Origin of the sequence: Lapillicoccus sp., from assembly GCF_025353065.1 — a bacterium.
In the GTDB taxonomy this organism is placed as follows: Bacteria; Actinomycetota; Actinomycetes; order Actinomycetales; family Dermatophilaceae; genus Lapillicoccus.
Map to the genome: position 1 here is coordinate 17,912 of NZ_JANXRJ010000272.1, position 17,509 is coordinate 35,420.

General features: G+C 71.6%; 17 protein-coding genes. 6 read left to right on the forward strand and 11 right to left on the reverse strand.

Annotated features, from left to right (window positions below):
- The first annotated feature begins 4 nt into the window (after positions 1–4).
- On the forward strand, positions 5–601 hold the full coding sequence (locus tag Q0R63_RS19815; protein ID WP_295701260.1) for a DinB family protein: 597 nt from the start codon (positions 5–7) through the stop codon (positions 599–601).
- Here the strand turns inward: Q0R63_RS19815 and Q0R63_RS19820 are convergent.
- From Q0R63_RS19820 to Q0R63_RS19830, 3 genes are read right to left on the reverse strand one after another with little or no spacing between them, the layout of a single operon-like run.
- Positions 573–1,646, reverse strand: a complete 1,074-nt coding sequence (locus Q0R63_RS19820; RefSeq protein WP_295701262.1) for an AMP-binding protein — start codon at positions 1,644–1,646, stop codon at positions 573–575. The genes Q0R63_RS19815 and Q0R63_RS19820 overlap by 29 nt on opposite strands.
- Positions 1,643–2,137 carry an AMP-binding protein gene (locus tag Q0R63_RS19825; RefSeq protein WP_295701264.1) on the reverse strand — a complete coding sequence of 165 codons (495 nt, stop codon included), beginning with the start codon at positions 2,135–2,137 and terminating at the stop codon, positions 1,643–1,645. Before Q0R63_RS19825 ends, Q0R63_RS19820 begins: the two co-directional genes overlap by 4 nt.
- A 58-nt stretch (positions 2,138–2,195) precedes the next feature.
- Positions 2,196–2,990 (reverse strand): SDR family oxidoreductase, encoded by a 795-nt coding sequence (locus Q0R63_RS19830; RefSeq protein ID WP_295701265.1) that lies wholly within the window; start codon positions 2,988–2,990, stop codon positions 2,196–2,198.
- Positions 2,991–3,189: 199 nt separating this feature from the next.
- Between Q0R63_RS19830 and Q0R63_RS19835 the strand changes: the two genes are divergently transcribed.
- The 3 genes from Q0R63_RS19835 to Q0R63_RS19845 all read left to right on the forward strand — a co-directional run bounded on the left by Q0R63_RS19835 (position 3,190) and on the right by Q0R63_RS19845 (position 6,451).
- Complete coding sequence (locus tag Q0R63_RS19835; RefSeq protein WP_295701270.1) at positions 3,190–3,876, forward strand: TetR/AcrR family transcriptional regulator; 687 nt, start codon at positions 3,190–3,192, stop codon at positions 3,874–3,876.
- 113 nt (positions 3,877–3,989) lie between these two features.
- Positions 3,990–4,805 carry a CPBP family intramembrane glutamic endopeptidase gene (locus Q0R63_RS19840; RefSeq protein WP_295701272.1) on the forward strand — a complete coding sequence of 272 codons (816 nt, stop codon included), beginning with the start codon at positions 3,990–3,992 and terminating at the stop codon, positions 4,803–4,805.
- Positions 4,802–6,451 carry a phospholipid carrier-dependent glycosyltransferase gene (locus Q0R63_RS19845; RefSeq protein WP_295701274.1) on the forward strand — a complete coding sequence of 550 codons (1,650 nt, stop codon included), beginning with the start codon at positions 4,802–4,804 and terminating at the stop codon, positions 6,449–6,451. The genes Q0R63_RS19840 and Q0R63_RS19845 overlap by 4 nt, the downstream gene beginning before the upstream one ends.
- Before the next feature lie 93 nt (positions 6,452–6,544).
- On the opposite strand, the gene Q0R63_RS19850 is transcribed toward Q0R63_RS19845, so the two are convergent.
- From Q0R63_RS19850 to Q0R63_RS19865, 4 genes are all read right to left on the reverse strand, one after another.
- Complete coding sequence (locus Q0R63_RS19850) at positions 6,545–7,291, reverse strand: DUF4118 domain-containing protein (RefSeq protein WP_295701278.1); 747 nt, start codon at positions 7,289–7,291, stop codon at positions 6,545–6,547.
- Between the two features lie 57 nt (positions 7,292–7,348).
- Positions 7,349–8,626 carry a hypothetical protein gene (locus Q0R63_RS19855; protein WP_295701281.1) on the reverse strand — a complete coding sequence of 426 codons (1,278 nt, stop codon included), beginning with the start codon at positions 8,624–8,626 and terminating at the stop codon, positions 7,349–7,351.
- An 89-nt stretch (positions 8,627–8,715) separates the two neighbouring features.
- Entirely contained in the window at positions 8,716–9,987 is a 1,272-nt protein-coding gene (locus tag Q0R63_RS19860) for a trehalase family glycosidase (protein WP_295701284.1), read from the reverse strand.
- A 75-nt stretch (positions 9,988–10,062) separates the two neighbouring features.
- Positions 10,063–10,521, reverse strand: a complete 459-nt coding sequence (locus tag Q0R63_RS19865; protein WP_295701289.1) for a MarR family transcriptional regulator — start codon at positions 10,519–10,521, stop codon at positions 10,063–10,065.
- Between the two features lie 58 nt (positions 10,522–10,579).
- Here Q0R63_RS19865 and Q0R63_RS19870 point away from each other — a divergent pair, with 58 nt between their 5' ends.
- Positions 10,580–12,001 (forward strand): MFS transporter, encoded by a 1,422-nt coding sequence (locus tag Q0R63_RS19870; RefSeq protein ID WP_295701292.1) that lies wholly within the window; start codon positions 10,580–10,582, stop codon positions 11,999–12,001.
- Between the two features lie 227 nt (positions 12,002–12,228).
- The gene (locus tag Q0R63_RS19875; RefSeq protein WP_295701295.1) at positions 12,229–13,266 is read left to right on the forward strand and encodes a zinc-binding dehydrogenase; all 1,038 of its coding nucleotides are present in this window, start codon (positions 12,229–12,231) and stop codon (positions 13,264–13,266) included.
- Positions 13,267–13,428: 162 nt separating this feature from the next.
- Here the strand turns inward: Q0R63_RS19875 and Q0R63_RS19880 are convergent, their stop codons facing one another.
- The 4 genes from Q0R63_RS19880 to Q0R63_RS19895 are packed head-to-tail and all read right to left on the reverse strand — an operon-like array spanning position 13,429 to position 17,508.
- The gene (locus tag Q0R63_RS19880) at positions 13,429–14,484 is read right to left on the reverse strand and encodes an ABC transporter ATP-binding protein (protein ID WP_295701298.1); all 1,056 of its coding nucleotides are present in this window, start codon (positions 14,482–14,484) and stop codon (positions 13,429–13,431) included.
- A complete protein-coding gene (locus Q0R63_RS19885) occupies positions 14,484–15,512 on the reverse strand; it encodes an ABC transporter ATP-binding protein (RefSeq protein ID WP_295701300.1) in 1,029 nt (342 codons plus the stop codon). The genes Q0R63_RS19880 and Q0R63_RS19885 overlap by 1 nt, the downstream gene beginning before the upstream one ends.
- Complete coding sequence (locus Q0R63_RS19890; protein ID WP_295701302.1) at positions 15,509–16,435, reverse strand: ABC transporter permease; 927 nt, start codon at positions 16,433–16,435, stop codon at positions 15,509–15,511. Before Q0R63_RS19890 ends, Q0R63_RS19885 begins: the two co-directional genes overlap by 4 nt.
- Positions 16,432–17,508, reverse strand: a complete 1,077-nt coding sequence (locus Q0R63_RS19895) for an ABC transporter permease (protein WP_295701304.1) — start codon at positions 17,506–17,508, stop codon at positions 16,432–16,434. The genes Q0R63_RS19890 and Q0R63_RS19895 overlap by 4 nt, the downstream gene beginning before the upstream one ends.
- Position 17,509 lies beyond the last annotated feature (1 nt).

Here is a 17,509-nt window from a genome sequence, read left to right on the forward strand (position 1 = left end):
CCACGTGCCCGGCAACCCTCCCCCCGTCGCGACCGAGCACGAGGCGCTGCGCGCGTTCCTCGCCCAGCAGCACGACGGCATCCGCGGCGCGGCATACGGCCTCACCGACGAGCAGGCCCACGCCACACCGTCATCCAGTGCCATCACGATCGCCGGCCTGGTCAAGCACGTGACGGTCATGGAGCGTGGCTGGCTGGAGCGGGCTCTCGCTGCCCCCGACGTGCCCGCCGCCGACACCCGGCCCTTCGAGGAGCAGATGGCCGACTACGGCCAGGACTGGGACCCCGCCGGCCAGCGGATCGAGGACCTCCTCGCCGACTTCGACGCGATGGCGACGGCCAGCGAGGACGCCATCGCCGACCTCGACCTCGATGCCCCCGTCCCGGTGCCGCAGGGCGCGCCGTGGTTCCCCAGGGACATCGACGCCTGGTCGGTGCGCTGGGTGCTGTTCCACATCATCGAGGAGGTCGCCCGGCACGCGGGGCACGGCGACATCGTCCGCGAATCCCTCGACGGGGCAACGATGTACGAGCTGCTGGCCGGCCGCGAGGGCTGGCCCGCGACCGCCTGGCTCACCCCGTGGGCACCTCCGACGGCGTGAGGAGCCGGGCCCGGATCTCGGACTTGAGGACCTTGCCGACCTTCGACCGGGGCAGGTCGTCCCAGACCTCGACCTGCTTCGGAGCCTTGACGCTGCCGATCCGCCCCTTGACGAAGGCCGTGATCTCCGCGGCGGTGGCCTCGCGCCCGGCTCGCAGCTGGAGCACGGCCGTGACCCGCTCGCCCCACTTGTCGTCCGGCAGCCCGACGACGGCGCAGTCCTGCACCGCCGGGTGCTGCATCAGCGCCTGCTCCACCTCGGTGGAGTAGACGTTGAAGCCGCCGGTGATCACCATGTCCTTCGCCCGGTCGACGATGTAGAGATAGGTGTCGGGGTCGAGGTAGCCGATGTCACCGGTGTGGTGCCAGCCGTATGCCGCGGCCTCGGCGCTCGCGCGCTCGTCTCGGTAGTAGCCGGCCATGACGAGCGAGCTGCGGACGACGATCTCGCCGCGCTCCCCCGTCGCCAGGAGCGACCCGTCGTCGCCCATGATCGCGACCGTGACCAGCGGGCTGGGACGTCCGGCGGACGAAAGACGTTCTTGCGCCACGGATCCGTCGGGCCGGAAGTGATCGGCCGGCGACATCGTCGAGATCATCATCGGCGCCTCCGTCTGCCCGAAGAGCTGCGCCATGACCGGGCCGATTCGCGTGAGAGCCTCCTCGAGCCGGGCCGACGACATCGGCGCGGCGCCGTACCAGAAGCACTGCAGCGAGGACAGATCGGCAGCCGGCAGCCGCTCGTGGTCGAGGACCATGTAGATCAACGTCGGGGGGAGGAACGTGTGCGTGACGCGGTGGCGCTCGACGAGGTCGAGGAAGCCGCCGACGTCGGGGGCGCGCATGATGACGATCTCACCGCCCTCGGCGAGGACCGGGAAGCAGAGCACGCCGGCGGCGTGGGTCAACGGCGCGAGGGCGAGGTAGACGGGCCGGCCCTCGAAGGGATAGCTCATCAGCGTGATCGCGGTCATCGTCTCGAGGTTGCGGGTCGTCAGCAGCACCCCTTTCGGCCGGCCCGTCGTGCCCCCGGTGCCGACGATCATCGCGACGTCGTCGGGGGCTCGGGCTCGGACCAGTCCTCGGCGCCCCCGGCCAGGAACCGCTCCCACGTCAGGGAATCCGGGGCTTCACCGTCGAGACAGACGAGTGTCTCCAGCTTCGGCAGGTCGCCGCGGATGCTCGCGACCAGCGGCGCGAAGTGCTCCTGGAAGAGCAGCACGCTGCAGTCGGCGAGGTCGAGCAGGTCGCGGTTCTCCGCCGCCTCGTTGCGCGGGTTGATCGGGCACCAGACCGCGCCGGCGCGGCTGATCCCGAAGACGCAGGTGAACGCCACGGGGTCGTTGGCGGAGAGGATCGCGACCTTCGCCCCGGGCCGGACACCGCGGCCGGCCAGCGCCGCCGCGATGCGCACGCTGAGCGCGCGCACCTCGGCGTAGGTGCTGGTCCGGCCGTCGGTCGTCAGGCACGGCGCGTCCGGTCCGAGGGACGCCCCCTTGTCGAGGTAGTCGCTGAGTCGCACCGCGCCGCCCCTCATCTCTCCTCGGTCAGCCGGCGATCCTCCTCGGTCAGCACGCGATCCACGACGTCCGGGCTCACATCCCCATCCCGCCGTCGACGGCCAGCCCGGCGCCCGTGACGAAACGGGCCGCGTCGGAGGCGAGGAAGACCACCGCGTCGGCCATGTCGGACACCTCGCCGAGCCGGCCCGCCGGCGTCAGCTCGATCACGGCCCCCACCGCCTCCTCCGGCGAGGCGAAGAGCCCGATCGCCGCCACGTCGTTGGCCAGACCGGCGCCCATGGCGGTCGGCACGAGACCGGGATAGATGCAGTTGACGCGCACGCCGTAGCCGAGCTTGCCGGACTCCATCGCGGCGACCCGGGTCAGCCGGTCGACACCGGACTTCGTCGCGGAGTAGACCGCGATGCCGGGGAAGGCGATGGTGGCCGCGACCGATGCGGTGTTGATGATCGCGCCGCCGTTGCCGGCGGCCCCGCCGGGCCGCATGGTGCGGAACGCGTGCTTGATGCCGAGGGCCGTGCCGAGCAGGTTGACCTCGAGCTGGCGGCGCACCTGGTCGGGGTCGAGGTCGACGATGAGGCTGGTGATCTCGATGCCCGCGTTGTTGACGACGATGTCGAGGCCCCCCAGCAGGGCGGTCGCCTCGGCGACGGCCGACTCCCAGTTGGCGTCGTCCGTGACGTCGAGGTGGACGAACCCGTGTCCCTCTCCGAGGGACTTCGCCACCAGGGCGCCGAGCTCGTCCTGCAGGTCGGCGACGACGACGTGTGCGCCGGCCGCCGCGAGAGCGTGGGCCATGCCCTCTCCGAGGCCCTGGGCTCCACCGGTGACCAGTGCCTTGCGACCGGTCAGGTCGAAAACAGTCATGTCGACTCCTTTGTCGAATGGGGCGCCAGCGGGTGCGGCGCCTGACGTGCCGAGTGTCAAGTTTTCCCCGGACACCTGTCAAGACCTTGCTGGACACTCGTCAAGATCGGGGGGTGCAAATCCCCCGTCGCCGCGTACGATCGAGTCCTGACGACCGTCGCCCCTGTCCACCGCCGTCCCCCGGGAAAGGAGGCCGCTCGTGACGTCCACCGCCACCCGCCGCGTCGCCCGGACCGTGCGCCAGATCGACAAGGTCGACGAGCGGCGCAACCACCTGGCCGAGTCGGCCCTCAAGACCCTCGGCGAGCTGGGCTACGCCAGGTCGAGCCTGCGCGCGATCGCCAACAACTCGGAGTTCAGCCACGGCGTCGTGCACTACTACTTCCACGACAAGTTCGAGCTGATCATCTACTGCGTGCGCTACTACAAGGCCCGCTGCGTGCACCGTTACGACGCGCTCGTCGCCGACGCGACGACGGCGGAGGGACTGCTCGACGCCTTCGCCGCCAAGCTCCAGGAGACCCTGCGCGAGGAGGCCCCGATGCACCGCCTGTGGTACGACCTGCGCGCGCAGAGCATGTTCGAGGAGTCCCTGCGGGAGGCCGTGACGATGATCGACCGCACCCTCGAGGAGATGATCTGGCGAGTGGTCTCGCGGTATGCCGAGCTGTCCGGACGCGAGTCGGTCGCCGGCCCCGCGGCGGCATACGGCATGCTCGACGGGGTCTTCCAGCAGGCGCTGCTGGGCTACGGCGCTGCGAGCAACGACCGCGACGACGACGGCGAGCGCGTCCTCGCGACCCTCGCCGACCAGGTCCACGGACTCCTGCCCCTCATTCTCCGGACCGACCCGCCACCGTCGTCAGGCCTGCACGAGACCGCCTGACGCCCGCTGACGGGCCGCGCCCACCGGGCCCTCCCCCACGGGCCCGCGCCCGCCCGACGCCTCGCCGGGCGGGCGCTCCCTGTCACCCCAGCCGCGCCGCATAGAGTGCCCGCATGTCCGTCACGGCCGAGACCCCCTTGGGCGCCGCTCCGGCCGTGGTGCCCACGGAGCGACGCGGCCTGCTGCGCCGCGAGGTGCTCATCGTGCTGGGGCTCTCGCTCGGCGCCTCCGCGGTGTATGCCGTGCTGCAGATCATCGACCGGCTCACCAAGCAGGTGGCCCTGTCCCAGCAGTCGTCGTCGCTCAACAACTCGGTCACCCCGGACCGGCCCTACCTCGACCTCGCCTACCAGCTGACCGCCATCGCCGTGGCGCTCGTCCCGGTGGCCGCCGCGATCTATCTGATGCGCCGGGTCGAACCACCAGCACCGTTCTCTCCCAGTCGTTTCCTCGGACTCGACTGGCAGCGGCCAGGATTCGACGCCGCCGGCGGTCTCGCCCTGGCCGCTCTCATCGGCGTCCCGGGGCTGGGGCTCTACCTCGTCGCCCGGGCCATCGGCATCAACACGCAGGTCGCCGCGGCCAACCTCGGTGGCGCCTGGTGGACGATCCCCGTCCTCGTGCTCTCGGCGATCCAGAACGCCGTGCTCGAGGAGGTCATCGTCGTCGGCTACCTCGTCACCCGGCTCCGCCAGGTCGGCTGGGCGCTGCCGGCGATCGTCGTCGGGTCCGCCCTGCTGCGCGGCAGCTACCACCTCTACCAGGGGTTCGGGGCCTTCATCGGCAACGCCGTGATGGGCGTCGTCTTCGTCCTGGTCTACCTGCGGTGGCGGCGGGTCGGTCCGCTCGTCGTCGCCCACAGCATCCTCGACATCGTCGCCTTCATCGGCTACACCCTGCTGAAGAGCCACCTCTCGTGGCTGCAGTGACCGCACCCACCGCGGCCACCGCAGTCCTCGAGGCCGACGAAGCCGTCCCGAGCGACGCGGCGGCCCCACCCGCCCGCCACGGGCGCGAGCTCCGGCTGCGCGAACACCTCCTGGGCCGCCCACCGACCGACCGTCTCCTCGGCTGGCTCGGCCCGCTGGCCGCCGCGGTCATCGGCGGCATCCTGCGCTTCTGGAACCTCGGCAACCCCCACCAGCTGGTCTTCGACGAGACGTACTACGTCAAGGAGGGCTGGTCGATGATCCTGTTCGGGGTCGAGATGCGGAACAACGCCTCTCTCGACGCCGCGAAGCAGATCGACCAGAACTTCACGGCCGGCAACGTGCGCACCGTCTACGACCCGACGGTGGGCGACCTCGTCGTCCACCCGCCCGTCGGCAAGTGGCTCATCGGCTGGGGCGAGCAGCTCTTCGGCATCGACAACTCGTTCGGCTGGCGCTTCGCGGTCTGCGTGCTGGGCACCCTGTCGATCCTGATGCTCGGGCGGGTCGCCCGTCGCCTGTTCCACTCGTCCTTCCTCGGCACCGTCGCCGCGATCCTCCTCGCCTTCGAGGGCCACCACTTCGTCCACTCGCGCACCGGCCTGCTCGACCTCATCGTGATGTTCTGGGGGTTGGCCGGCTTCGCCTTCCTGCTCATCGACCGCGACGCCTCACGCAGGGTCCTCGCCACCCGCGTCTCGGCCCTCTCGCAGGACCGGCTCGGGCGCTTCGGCCCGTCGATGGGCTGGCGTCCCTCCCGCTGGGCGGCCGGGCTGTGCCTCGGCCTGGCCACGGGGACGAAGTGGTCGGGGGTCTACTTCGTCATCGCCTTCGGGCTGATGACGGTGTTGTGGGACATGGGCGCTCGCCGAGCCGCCGGCATACCGGGGTGGCGCACGGCGTGGCTGGTGAAGGACGCCCCGGTCGCGTTCGTCTCCATCGTCGGCACCACCGTCGTCACCTACTGCCTCACCTGGTGGGGGTGGTTCGTCTCGAGCGACGGCTACAACCGGCACTGGGCCGACACCCACGGCTCGACGCGGTGGGGGTGGATCCCCGGCCCGGTGCGGTCGCTGTGGAACTACCACGCCCAGATCCTCGAGTTCCACACCCACCTGACCTCCTTCCACCCCTACAAGACCAGCCCGTGGTCCTGGCTCATCCAGGGCCGCCCCACGTCGTTCTTCTACGAGGGCCCGAAGAAGGGCGCCGACGGCTGCACCGTCGCGGTCTGCTCGAAGGCGATCACCTCGATCGGCACCGTGTCGATCTGGTGGGGTGGGACCCTGGCGATCGTCGTGCTGCTCTTCATGTGGGCGCTGCGCAGGGACTGGCGCGCCGGTGCGATCCTGGCCGGCTTCGTCGGCGGCTACCTGCCCTGGTTCGCGCTCGGTGACCGCACCATCTACTCGTTCTACGCCGTGACCTTCGTGCCCTGGGTCGTCCTCGCCTGCGTCTACGTCCTCGGCCTGCTCATCGGCGGGCCACGGGCATCCCGCGGTCGGCACCGGGTCGGCATGGGGATCACCGGGGGCTTCGTGGTCCTCAGCGTGGTGCTCTTCGCCTATTTCTACCCGCTCTACACCGCGCAGGTCATCCCCGAGGACTTCTGGCGCGCGCGGATGTGGTTCCCGAGCTGGGTCTAGCCGCACCCCACGCAACGTCCGCACCGTCGCGACACCGGTGTGCCGACGGCGCGGACGCAGTGGCCCGGACGCAGTGGCCCGTATGCCGCGGGCTCAGTCCCGTGAGCGACTGACGACCGAGCCGACCTGGTCGGCGAGCAGCACCGCGACCCGCAGCTGCTCCTTGCGCGGGCGCCGGACCCGGGTCGCGGCGACGAGCACGAACGCCCCGACCGTGGTCCCCCCGACGCGCACCGGCAGGGTGATCTCCTCGTCCGTCGGGAGCCCGTGCCGCGCGATGTCGTAGTCCTTGCCGCCGCGCACCACGGTCCCGTCGGGGCGGATGATCACCCGGGGCGAGGCCGCGTGCGGCACGAAGCGGCAGTCGTCGAGGCCGAGCAGGTCGGTCAGCTGGGTGCGCACGAGGGCGACCAGGCTCTCGGGCTCGGGGTTGCGCGACGCGACGCTCTCGGCGGCGCTGAGGACGCCGTCGAGGTAGCCGGTGCTGCGACTGGCCCGGGCCTGCTGCCGGCGTCCCCAGAGGGCGAGCTCGGTCACGGCGACACCGACGGCCACCAGGAGGGCGAACGCCTCCACGTCGTTGGGGTCGCTGATCGCGAGGTTGCCGTAGGGCTGGGTCAGCAGCAGGTCGAAGAAGATCCCGCTCGAGACCGAGGCGGTGAGCCCCGCCATCCGGTCGCCGGTCGCCGACACGGCCACGATGACGAGCACCAGGACGAGGACGGTCGTGGCCGCGCTGAGGTGGTCGCGCACCAGCGCGAGCAGCCCCGCGACGGCCGCAGGGATGACGGCGGCGACGAGGAGGAACCACGTCCGGTTGCGCTCGAGCCAGCTCTCCATACGTCAGGGATACACCCCCCGCCGGCGGTCGGCGCGCGCGCTAATGGGTTCTTGACGTCAGACGCTCGAGACGGCGGCGACGTGGTGCGCCAGCACGGGACCCCACTGCTGCTCCTGGCTCCCCATGAAGGGCTGGTGCACCGGGTAGTCGTCGCTGCCGAAGCCGCCCCCGTGCACCTCCTGACCCCCGACGAACGTCCAGGCCAGGTCGGCCGCGATGGCGCCCGTTCCCTCGATCTTGGCCCACCACTGGTCGCCGTCCGAGCGCGTCCAGGGGTACTCGCCCATGACGAAGACCTTGCCCGCGTTCGTGGCGGCCGCGACGTCGGCGTCCAGCCGGGCGGCATACGTCATCATCGGCGCCGGCGCCCAGCTGCTGTCGTGGGCGTAGTAGTGGCTCCCGACGATGTCGACCTCCGCGACCCCGAGCCCGGGGGCGTTCGACACCGCCAGGTCGGTGGCGGCCGACCCGTCGGCGATCAGCTTGTGCGGGGCGATCGTGCGCAGGTGGGAGGCGATCGCCTGCGTCCACTCCGCGGTGGCGGGATAGATCTCGTTGCCCGTCTCGATGATCGCGATGGTGGGGTCGTCGGCGTAGGAGAGACCCGTGTAAGGGTTCACGTGCGCCATCAGGTGGGTGAGGTAGTCCGTGAACAGCGCCCGGATCCGCAGGCCCCCCGCGGTGGCGGCGAAGAACTGGTCCTCCTCCGTGGCGCCCTTCTCGGATCCGTCGCCGTCGAAGAGGTGGGCCGGTCCGGGGACGTCGACCAGGCCGGAGCCGTTCTGCTGGTAGGCCCAGTGGACGAAGACCCCCTTGCCGCCGTGGTAGTAGTTCCACTGGTCGACGACGGGGACCATGAGGTAGATGCCATGGAGCCCGGCGAGGTAGACCGCGTAGTCCGCGCTGTCGAGGTTGGCGGCGACGTAGCTGCCGGCGGCGGGCGAGAAGCTCTGCGGCGTGCCGGCGCTCACCCCGACCGTGTGCGCGCGGACGATGCTCGCGCCCATCGACCGCATCGCGGTGAAGGCGTTGGCCAGCGCGCTGTGCCCCGGGAACGTCGGAGCTCCCGAGGCATCCCGCACGTTGTCGTCGAGCCCGACCCAGTAGGCGTTCATCCCCGACAGCCGGTCCTGGGCACCCTTCACCTGCAGCTGGGTCCCCGACCGGATCAGGGGCGCCATCGGGCTCGCGGCGCGGGGGGTGCGCCGCGGGCGACTCGCGCTGCTCGCGCTGCTCGCGCTGGTCGTGCGACTCGTGGCATCAGCCCGACCGAGTCCGGTGAGGGCGCCGAGCGCCACAGCCGCAGCGATGGTCGTGAAGCCACGTCGCGTCACCGTTCGAGATTCCATTTTATTCCTTTTTGGGGTTTTTGTCCGGTATGCGCTGTGAGCAGCGAACCATCAAGTGACCCTGCCGTCAAGGCCTAGGGACCGCCGAAGGCCGTTCGGCCGAGGACGACGGCGGCTGCGGACGACCACCCGTGCAGCCCGACCGAGGGGTAACGCTCGACGGGGAGCTCGAGGGTGCCGTCGACGACGTTGTACTTCTCCCAGAGCTTGCCGGTCCGTTCCCAGGCTCCGACCTGGAGCCGGAGCCACGAGACGGCGAGCTCGCGCGCCTCCCGCTCGAACCCGTACTGCCGCAACGCCTCGCCCACCATCAGCTGCTCCGGCGGCCAGCCGGCCGGGAACTCCCACTGCAGGTGGTGGAACTCCGGGTGCGGGCTCGGATAGGGCCGGTCCGTCGAGGTCAGGCCGAAGGGATGCCGGAAGCGACCCAGTCCTGCCACGACGCGCGCGGCGCGGTCGGTGTCGGACACCCCGGCCCAGAGCGGCCACAGGCTCGAGACGGTCGCGACCGGCACCTGGGTCCCGGCCACGAAGTCGTACTCCCGGTAGAGCCCGGCCTCCTCGTCCCAGCACAGCTCGTCGATGAGGGTGGCCCGGCGGACGCGTTCCGCCTCCCACCGCTCCGCCTCCTGCTCGTCCCCGAGCTGGCGGTTGACCCAGGCCAGCGCACCCGCGGCCCGCACCAGGCAGGAGTTGGTGATGAGGGGCGTGCACCGCCTCACGTCACCGCCGAACTGCGGCGTGTAGTCCAGCCCGGTCTCGCTCTCGCTCGCCAGCTCGATCCGCTCCCGGCTGCCACCGAGGTCGCGGTTGGTGGCCAGGCCCACCGGCGTCGTGTGGTGGTCCGCGCACCAGTAGGTCTCGTACTCGTGGGCGCACCACCGGGCGACCAGGCGGGCGAGCCCCGGGTCGAAGCGCTGCTCCAGCAGCCGTCGCGCGGACTCGGCGAGGAGGGGAGGCTGGGACCGGGAGAGGTAGTAGGTCCGGTTGCCGTTGAGGACCATGCCGTAGCGCTCGATCATCGCGATGTGGTTGCGCACGTGGCGCTCCACCTGATCCACCTCACCGTGGGCCAGCAGGGCCGTGTTGATGAAGTGCGTGTCCCACCCGAACATCTCGGGGAAGTCCGCCTCCGAGCCCCCGGCCGAGACATAGGGGTAGGGCAGCGGCAGCAGCGTCCCCTCGGGGTCGGCCCGCACGTCGTCGTCCGTGGCGGTGTGCACGTCGAGGGGCCACCAGGTGCGGATCGCCGCATCCAGCACCCGCCACCGGTCGCGCAGCTCGTCGAGGTCCGAGGTGACGAGGGCCAGTGCGCCGTCGTCCCGTATGCCGTCGGGCTCGCTCACTCTCGTTCTCCCACCTGTCGTTGTCCCACCTGTCGTCGTCCCACCTGTTGTCGTCCCACCTGTCGACGACCCGTCTCAGGCGTCGGCGATCCGCTTGAGGATGACGGCGGCGGCGGCGAGGGTTTCGCGCTCGTCGTCCGAGAGCTCGCCGAGCCGGTCGTCGATCCAGGCGTTGCGCCTCGTCCGGGCGGCCTGGGAGAGCCGCTTGCCCATCGGCGTCGCCCGGATGATGACCCGCCGTCCGTCGTCGGGGTCTCGAGCCCGCACGGCATACCCGACCGAGGCCAGCCGGTTGACGGTCTGGCTCATCGAGGCCGGGGTGACGCGGTGGTGCTCGCTCAGCGCGGTGAGGGTCTGCGGTCCGCCCCGGTCGAGCAGCGCCAGCACCTCGAGGGCGCCGTCGCCCAGGTCGCCGTCGGGGCGTTCGGAGCGGAACCGGCTGTAGAGGCGGCTCACCGCCGACTTCACCGCGTGACCGAGATCGCTCACGCCGTCGTCGATGGTGCCGTCGTCCCGGATTGCCTGTCGCCGCATAGGCACTTAGTATACCGAAGGGAATCCTTCGTATACCTAAGTAAAGCCGGGAGGCGCCGTGTCGCTCGCTGCCCGGGTCCGCAGCCGCTTCCAGGGCGAGGCCTCTCCGGCCTTCGACCGTCGCCTCATCGCGCCGATGATCCTCGGGTCGATCCTCAACCCGATCAACTCCTCGATCATCGCGGTCTCGCTCGTGCCGATCGGTCTCGACCTCGGTGCCCCGCCGTCCCAGACCGCCTGGTTGGTCTCGGCGCTCTACCTCGCCACGGCCATCGGCCAACCCGTCGTCGGGCGCCTCGTCGACCTCTACGGCCCGCGCCCGCTCTACCTCGTCGGAACGGCGATGGTCGGCCTCGCGGGCCTCGGTGGGGTGCTGGCCCCGAGTCTCTGGTGGCTGGTGGCCGCCCGCGTCCTCCTCGGGTTCGGCACCTGCGCCGGCTACCCCGCGGCGATGTTTCTCATCCGCAGCGAGGCCGAACGCACCGGCAAGTCCAGCCCGGCGGGCGTCCTCACCCTGCTCGCGGTCTCCAGCCAGACCATCGCCGTGATCGGGCCCACCCTCGGTGGTCTGCTGATCGGCCTCGGCGGGTGGCGCAGCACGATGGCCGTCAACATCCCGCTCTCGCTCGCGTGCCTCGTGCTCGGTGCCCGCCGGCTCCCGCGCGGCCGGGCCGCCACACCCTCCGCTGCCACATCCTCCGCCGTGGGCGGGCTCGCCCGCTTCGACCTGCCGGGCATCGGCCTCTTCGCCGTTACCCTCGTCGCCGCACTGCTCTTCCTGATGGAACCGCACGTCTCCCGGACCTGGCTGGTGGCGGTCGCCGTCGCCGCCGCGGTGGCCTTCACCCGCGTCGAGGGTCGCGCGGCCAGCCCGTTCATCGACCTGCGCATCCTGCGCGGCAACCGCCCCCTCGTCACCACGTATGCCCGCAACCTGCTCAGCGCGATCGTCTCCTACGCGTTCCTCTACGGCTTCACCCAGTGGCTCGAGGCCGGTCGCGGACTCAGCCCCTCACAGGCCGGGCTCCTGCTGCTGCCCATGTTCGTGACGGCGATCGCCGTGTCCTCGACGACGGGCCGCCGGCCACAGATCCGCGGCAAGCTCGTGGTCGGCGGCGTCGCCTCCGTCGTCGGCTGCGCGCTGCTGCTGCTGGTGAGCTCGACGAGCGCCATCTGGCTGCTGGTCGTCGTCGTCCTCGTCATCGGCGTCCCCCAGGGACTGGTCAGCCTGGCCAACCAGAACGCCGTCTACCACCAGGCGTCGCCCGAGCGGATGGGCTCCTCGGCCGGGCTGCTGCGCACCTCGCTCTACCTCGGCGCGATCATCGCCTCCGCCGCGAACGGCGCGTTCCTCGGTCAGGGCGCCGACACGGCCGGGCTCCACGAGCTCGCCGCCTTCACCGTCGTCGTCGGCGCCCTCATGCTCGTCGTCACCTTCACCGACCGCTCGCTCGCCGCCGTCGGTCGTCCCCCGACCTGACATGGTGGGGCCGGCAGGGGTCACAGGACCGGCCGGTGCCCGGTATGCCGCCCCGACCGGCCGGCATACCGGACTCGTGCCGGTCGACAGTCCCCGGTCGCCGGGCTCGAGGGCCGGCGCTGCATCGGGCGGGCGCTAATATCGTCGGGCTGCGCCCACCGGGACACGATCCGACCGGGGCGTGTTGCTCGAAGGGGGTTGGCCGTCCAGGAGAGGAACGTCGCAGCGTGGAGACCGTCGTAGGGACCGAGACGATGCAGGTCGCCCGACTCTTCGGGGCCGGTGACCTGCGGCTCGTGGAAGAGCCGGCGCCCGGTCCGCCGCCACCCGACCACAGCACCGTGGCCGTCAGCGCCGTGGGGATCTGCGGGTCGGACCTGCACTGGTTCTCCGAGGGCGCCATCGGCGACGCCCGGCTGACCGCGCCGCTGGCCCTCGGTCACGAGATGGGAGGGCGAGCGCTCTCTGGCCCGTATGCCGGGCAGCGAGTGGCCATCGACCCCGCCATCCCCTGCGAGCACTGCGCGACCTGCCGGGCCGGCGACGCGAACCTCTGCCCCGACGTGGTCTTCGCCGGCCACGGCGGCTGCGACGGCGGTCTGCGGGAGATCATGACCTGGCCGACCCGCCTGTTGCACCCGGTCCCCGACGAGCTCGGCGACGCCGCGGTCGCCGCGCTGGAACCCCTGGGGGTCGCCATCCACGCCGTCGACCTCTCGCACCTGCGGCTCGGGGCGACGGTCGCCGTCGTCGGCTGCGGACCGATCGGCATCTTCCTGATCGAGCTCGCCCGGCTCTGCGGCGCCGCCCGGGTCATCGCGGTCGAACCCCTCGAGCACCGCCGCCGGGCGGCGCTCGAGCACGGCGCCGACGAGGCACACTCCCCCGCTGCCGACAACGCGAAGATCGTCGCTGTGCAGTCGGTCGCCCACGTCGTCTTCGAGGTCTCGGGCAGCGACGCAGCCGTCGGCGCCGCCCTCGACGCCGCCCGCCCCGGGGCGAGGGTGGTCCTGGTCGGGATCCCCGACGGCGACCTGACGACGTTCACGGCCTCGACCGCCCGGCGCAAGGGCCTGACCCTGGTGATGTCGCGCCGGATGGGTGAGGTCTACCCCCGGGCGATCCACCTCGCCGCGACGAGCATCGATGTCGCCAGCGTGGTGTCCGACGTCTTCGCCCTCCAGGACGTGGGGCAGGCCTTCGAGCACGCCTCGGCGCGGCGCGGCCTGAAAACTGTTGTGTCACTATGGTCCTCGACAACCTGACCCAGGTCAGGTGGTTGGGGACCGGACCCGCGCTTCCCCGGGCCGCAGTTGACCCCGGTCAGCCAGACGTACAGAAGGGGCCAGCGGGCGCGGCATACCGGGGCAATCCGGGTCAGCCCGTGGCCCTCTGCATGTCTGGCGGCGCAGGTGGCGGTCCGGCCGTCAGCCGACGCCGGACGGGCTCGGAACGGGTGACGGGATGAGGTGGCACGAGGCCACGCTGGTCGGTCGCCCGGTGCCGGTCAACGGCGGCAGGGCCCGGCTGTGGCAGAGCTCGCGGCGGGGGTCGTGGGGGGCGAGCTCCGCGGCCGCCGGGCAACGGGGATGGAACCGGCAGCCGGCCGGGATCGCGGTCGGGTCGGGCGGCTCGCCCGTCAGCAGGATCGGGCGCCGGTGGGACAGCGTGCCGGGCAGCACGGAGAGCAGCGAGCGGGTGTAGGGGTGCTTCGGCTCGAGCAGCACCTCCTCGACGGTGCCGACCTCCACGATACGGCCGAGGTACATCACGGCGACGCGGTCGGCGATGTTCCAGGCCAGGCCGAGGTCGTGGCTGACCACGAGAGCCGACAGGTCGAGGGTGTCGCGCAGGTCGAGGAACAGGCGCAGGATCTCCCCCCGGGCGGAGGCGTCGAGCGACGAGACGGGTTCGTCGGCGACGATCACGGAGGGCTCGAGCGCCAGGGCACCGGCGATGACCACGCGTTGCTGCTGTCCCCCTGACAGGTTGTGGGGATATCGCTCGAGGAACTGCTCGGGCGGACGGAGCCCCGCCTGCGACAACGCGCGGTGGACGCGGGCGCCGAGCCGGTCGGTGTCCTTGTGCAGACGGAGCCCCTCGGCGACGGCGTCGAAGACGTTCTGCCGCGGGTTGAGCGCGCCGCCGGGGTCCTGCAGGACGAGCTGGGTATGCCGCCGGTAGGCCTTGAGGGCGGCGTTGGAGTAGCCCAGGGTCGTCCCGCGATAGAGGACCTCCCCGCTGGTGGGCTTGACCAGCCCGACGAGCGCCCGGGCGAGCGTGCTCTTGCCACAACCCGATTCGCCGATCAGGGCGACGATCTCGCGGGCTCCGACGGTGAGGTTGACCCCGTCGACGGCACGGGCCGGACCGCGTCCCCGCCGGGACGGGAAGGTGACGTGGAGATCCCGCACCTCGAGGGCCGGCGGCGCAGCTCCCCCGGTGGGCGATGCTCCGGCAGGCGCGGCCCGGTCGATGGTCATCAGTCCGACGCGCCGACGCGCGGGTGGCGCTCACCGACGCGCGGGCCGTCCTCACCGACGACCGCCGGGTCCGGCAGCACGAGGAGGCAGGCGGCCTCCCGACCGGGGCCGCTCGGCCACGGCTCGATGTCGCGGGTCAGGCAGTCGGGCATGACCAGGCTGCAGCGCGGCGCGAACGCGCACCCGTCGCCGACCGCGCCCAGAGCGGGGGGCTCGCCGGGCAGGCTGGCGGGAGCCCGGCGCGACGTCGGGTCGCCGACCCGCGGGAACGCCCGGGACAGCGCCTGCGTGTAGGGGTGTCGGGGCTCGGCGAACACCTGGCCGGCAGGCCCGCTCTCCACCAACCGGCCGGCATACATGACCGCCAGCCGGTCGCAGGTGTCGGCCAGCATCGCCAGGTCGTGGCTGATCATGATCACCGCGATGTCGGACTGCGCCACGAGGTCGGTCAGCAGCTGCAGGATCTGCGCCTGCACCATGACGTCGAGAGCCGTCGTGGGTTCGTCGGCGATGATCAGGTCCGGCCGGCAGGCGAGCGCCATCGCGATCATCACGCGCTGCCGTTGACCGCCGGACAGCTCGTGCGGATAGGCGGACGCGCGCCGCGAGGAGACCCCCACGCTGTCCAGCAGGTCCGCCACCCGCCGGCCGATGGCCCGGTGGTCGACCCGCTCGTGCAGCCGGATGGGCTCGGCGATCTGCTCGCCGACGCTGCGGACGGGGTTGAGGGCGTTCATCGCGCCCTGGAAGACCAGGGAGGCCTGCGCCCAGCGCACCGCCCGCAGCTTGCCCCAGGTCGCCGTCGTCAGGTCCTCTCCGTGGAAGAGCACCTGACCCGTGATCCCGGCTCCGGGTGGCAGCAGGCGGACCAGGCTCAGGGCCATGGTCGACTTCCCCGAGCCCGACTCCCCCGCGACACCCAGGATCTCCCCTCCGTCGAGAGTGAAGCCCACCGACCGGACCGCGGCGAGCGAGGCACCGCCGTAACGGTAGGTGACGGTGAGGTCGCGCACCTCTAGCATCGTCATGCCCGGTCCACCATCCGGGGGTCGAGCACGTGCTCGATCGCCCGTCCGGTGAGGGTGAACCCCATGACCACCAACAGGATCGCGATGCCGGGGGTGAGCAGATACCACCACGCGCCGACCGTGACCGCTCCCTGCGCGAACGCCGAGTTCAGCATCGACCCCCACGAGACGGTGGTCGGGTCCCCGAGGCCGAGGAAGGTCAGTGTCGCCTCGGCGAGGATGGCCGACCCGATGGTCAGGATGGACGAGACGAGGATCAGCGGCAGCACGCTGGGCAGGACGTGGCGGACCATGATCTGGGGGTCGCTGGCGCCGAGCGCGCGGCCTCGTTCGATGAAGGGTCGGGCTCCCACGGCGAGGGTCTGGGCGCGCACCAGGCGCGCGGTGCCCGTCCACGACGTGATGGCGATCGCGATGATGATCGACGACGCGCCCTGGCCGAGCACCACCGAGAGGGCGATCGCCAGGGGCAGGCTCGGCAGGACGATGAACCAGTCGGTGACGTGCATCAGGAGCGCGCCGACCCGGCCCTGGTAGTGACCGGCGACCAGACCGATGGTGCCGCCGATGAAGACCGTCATCAGGGTCGCGACGACGCCGATGAACAACGACGCGCGGGCGCCCCAGATCACCAGGAAGAGGACCGAGCGGCCGTTCTCGTCGGTGCCGAGCGGGTATGCCCCGGTCGGCGGCGCCATCAGCGCACCGCTGGCCCGGGTGACGTCCAGGTCGTGCGGGTGGATGAACGAGGGGGCGACGAGCGCCGCCACGGCGAAGGCGAGCAGCATCACGAGGCCCACGATCCCCGAGGGGCGGCGCAGGTAGCCGCGGGCGAAGCGGCGCAGCGCGGCATACCGCGGGGGTGCTGCGGCCTCGCCGGCCGGCTCCTCGGCGCGCGTCCGACCGCGCGTGGGAGCCGTCACTGGGCACGCACCCGGGGGTCGAGGAAGCGGTAGAGGACGTCGGCGGCGAGGTTCATGATGATCACCGAGGCGCTGAAGATGATGAAGGTACCCTGCAGCAGCGGGAGGTCGGGCACCTTCAGGGCCTGGTAGGTGAGGTAGCCCAGCCCCGGCCACGAGTAGACGGTCTCGACCGTGACCGCGCCGCCGATGATGCCGCCGATCTGGAGGAAGATCACCGTCACGGCGGGCAGCAGCGCGTTGGGGACGGCGTGCTTGCGTCGCACGTCGGAGTCGAACAGGCCCTTGGCCCGCGCGGTCAGCAGGTAGGGGCTGTCCATCTCGTCGATCAGCGAGGACCGCATGATCGACACGTAGAGCGCGTAGTCCCCGAGCACGAGGGTCGCCACGGGCAGCACCAGGTGCCGCGCGACGTCGACCACGTGCGGCCAGCCGGCGGCGGCGATGGACGGGTCGCTCATCCCGTCGGCGGGGAACAGGCTCGGGATCGGGCCGAAGCCGACGCTGAACGCGACGAGCAGGAGCAGTCCCAGCCAGAAGGTCGGGACGCTCCACAGCGTCAACGAGACGCCGGAGGAGATCCGGTCGAACACGCTGCCCTGGCGCCATCCGCTGCGGATGCCCAGCCACAGCCCGAGCGAGACGGAGATGACCGTCGACACGCCCATGAGGAGCACCGTCGGCCACAGGTGCGACCCGACGAGCGACGCCACGGGCTCCTGGAACTGCCAGGAGAAGCCGAGCCGGCCGTGCAGCGTGTCGCCGACGAAGCTCGCGAACCGCTGCCACAGCGGTTTGTCCAGCCCCAGCGAGTCGCGCAGCGCCTGCATCTGGGCCGCGCTGGTCGGACGGCCCTGGGTCAGGGCGCGCACCGGGTCGGCGGGCATCAGCTGGAAGAGGACGAAGCCGATGACGAGGGTGATGAAGAAGCTCACCACCGCGGCCAGCAGCTTGCGCGCGTAGAACCACAGGGCGCCGGCCCGGGACGCGCCTCCGGACGCGCCCGAGGGCGGGTCCGGGGTGGGGTCGGCGGCGAGCGGTTCGCCGAGCAGGACGTCGGGGGGGATGGACACG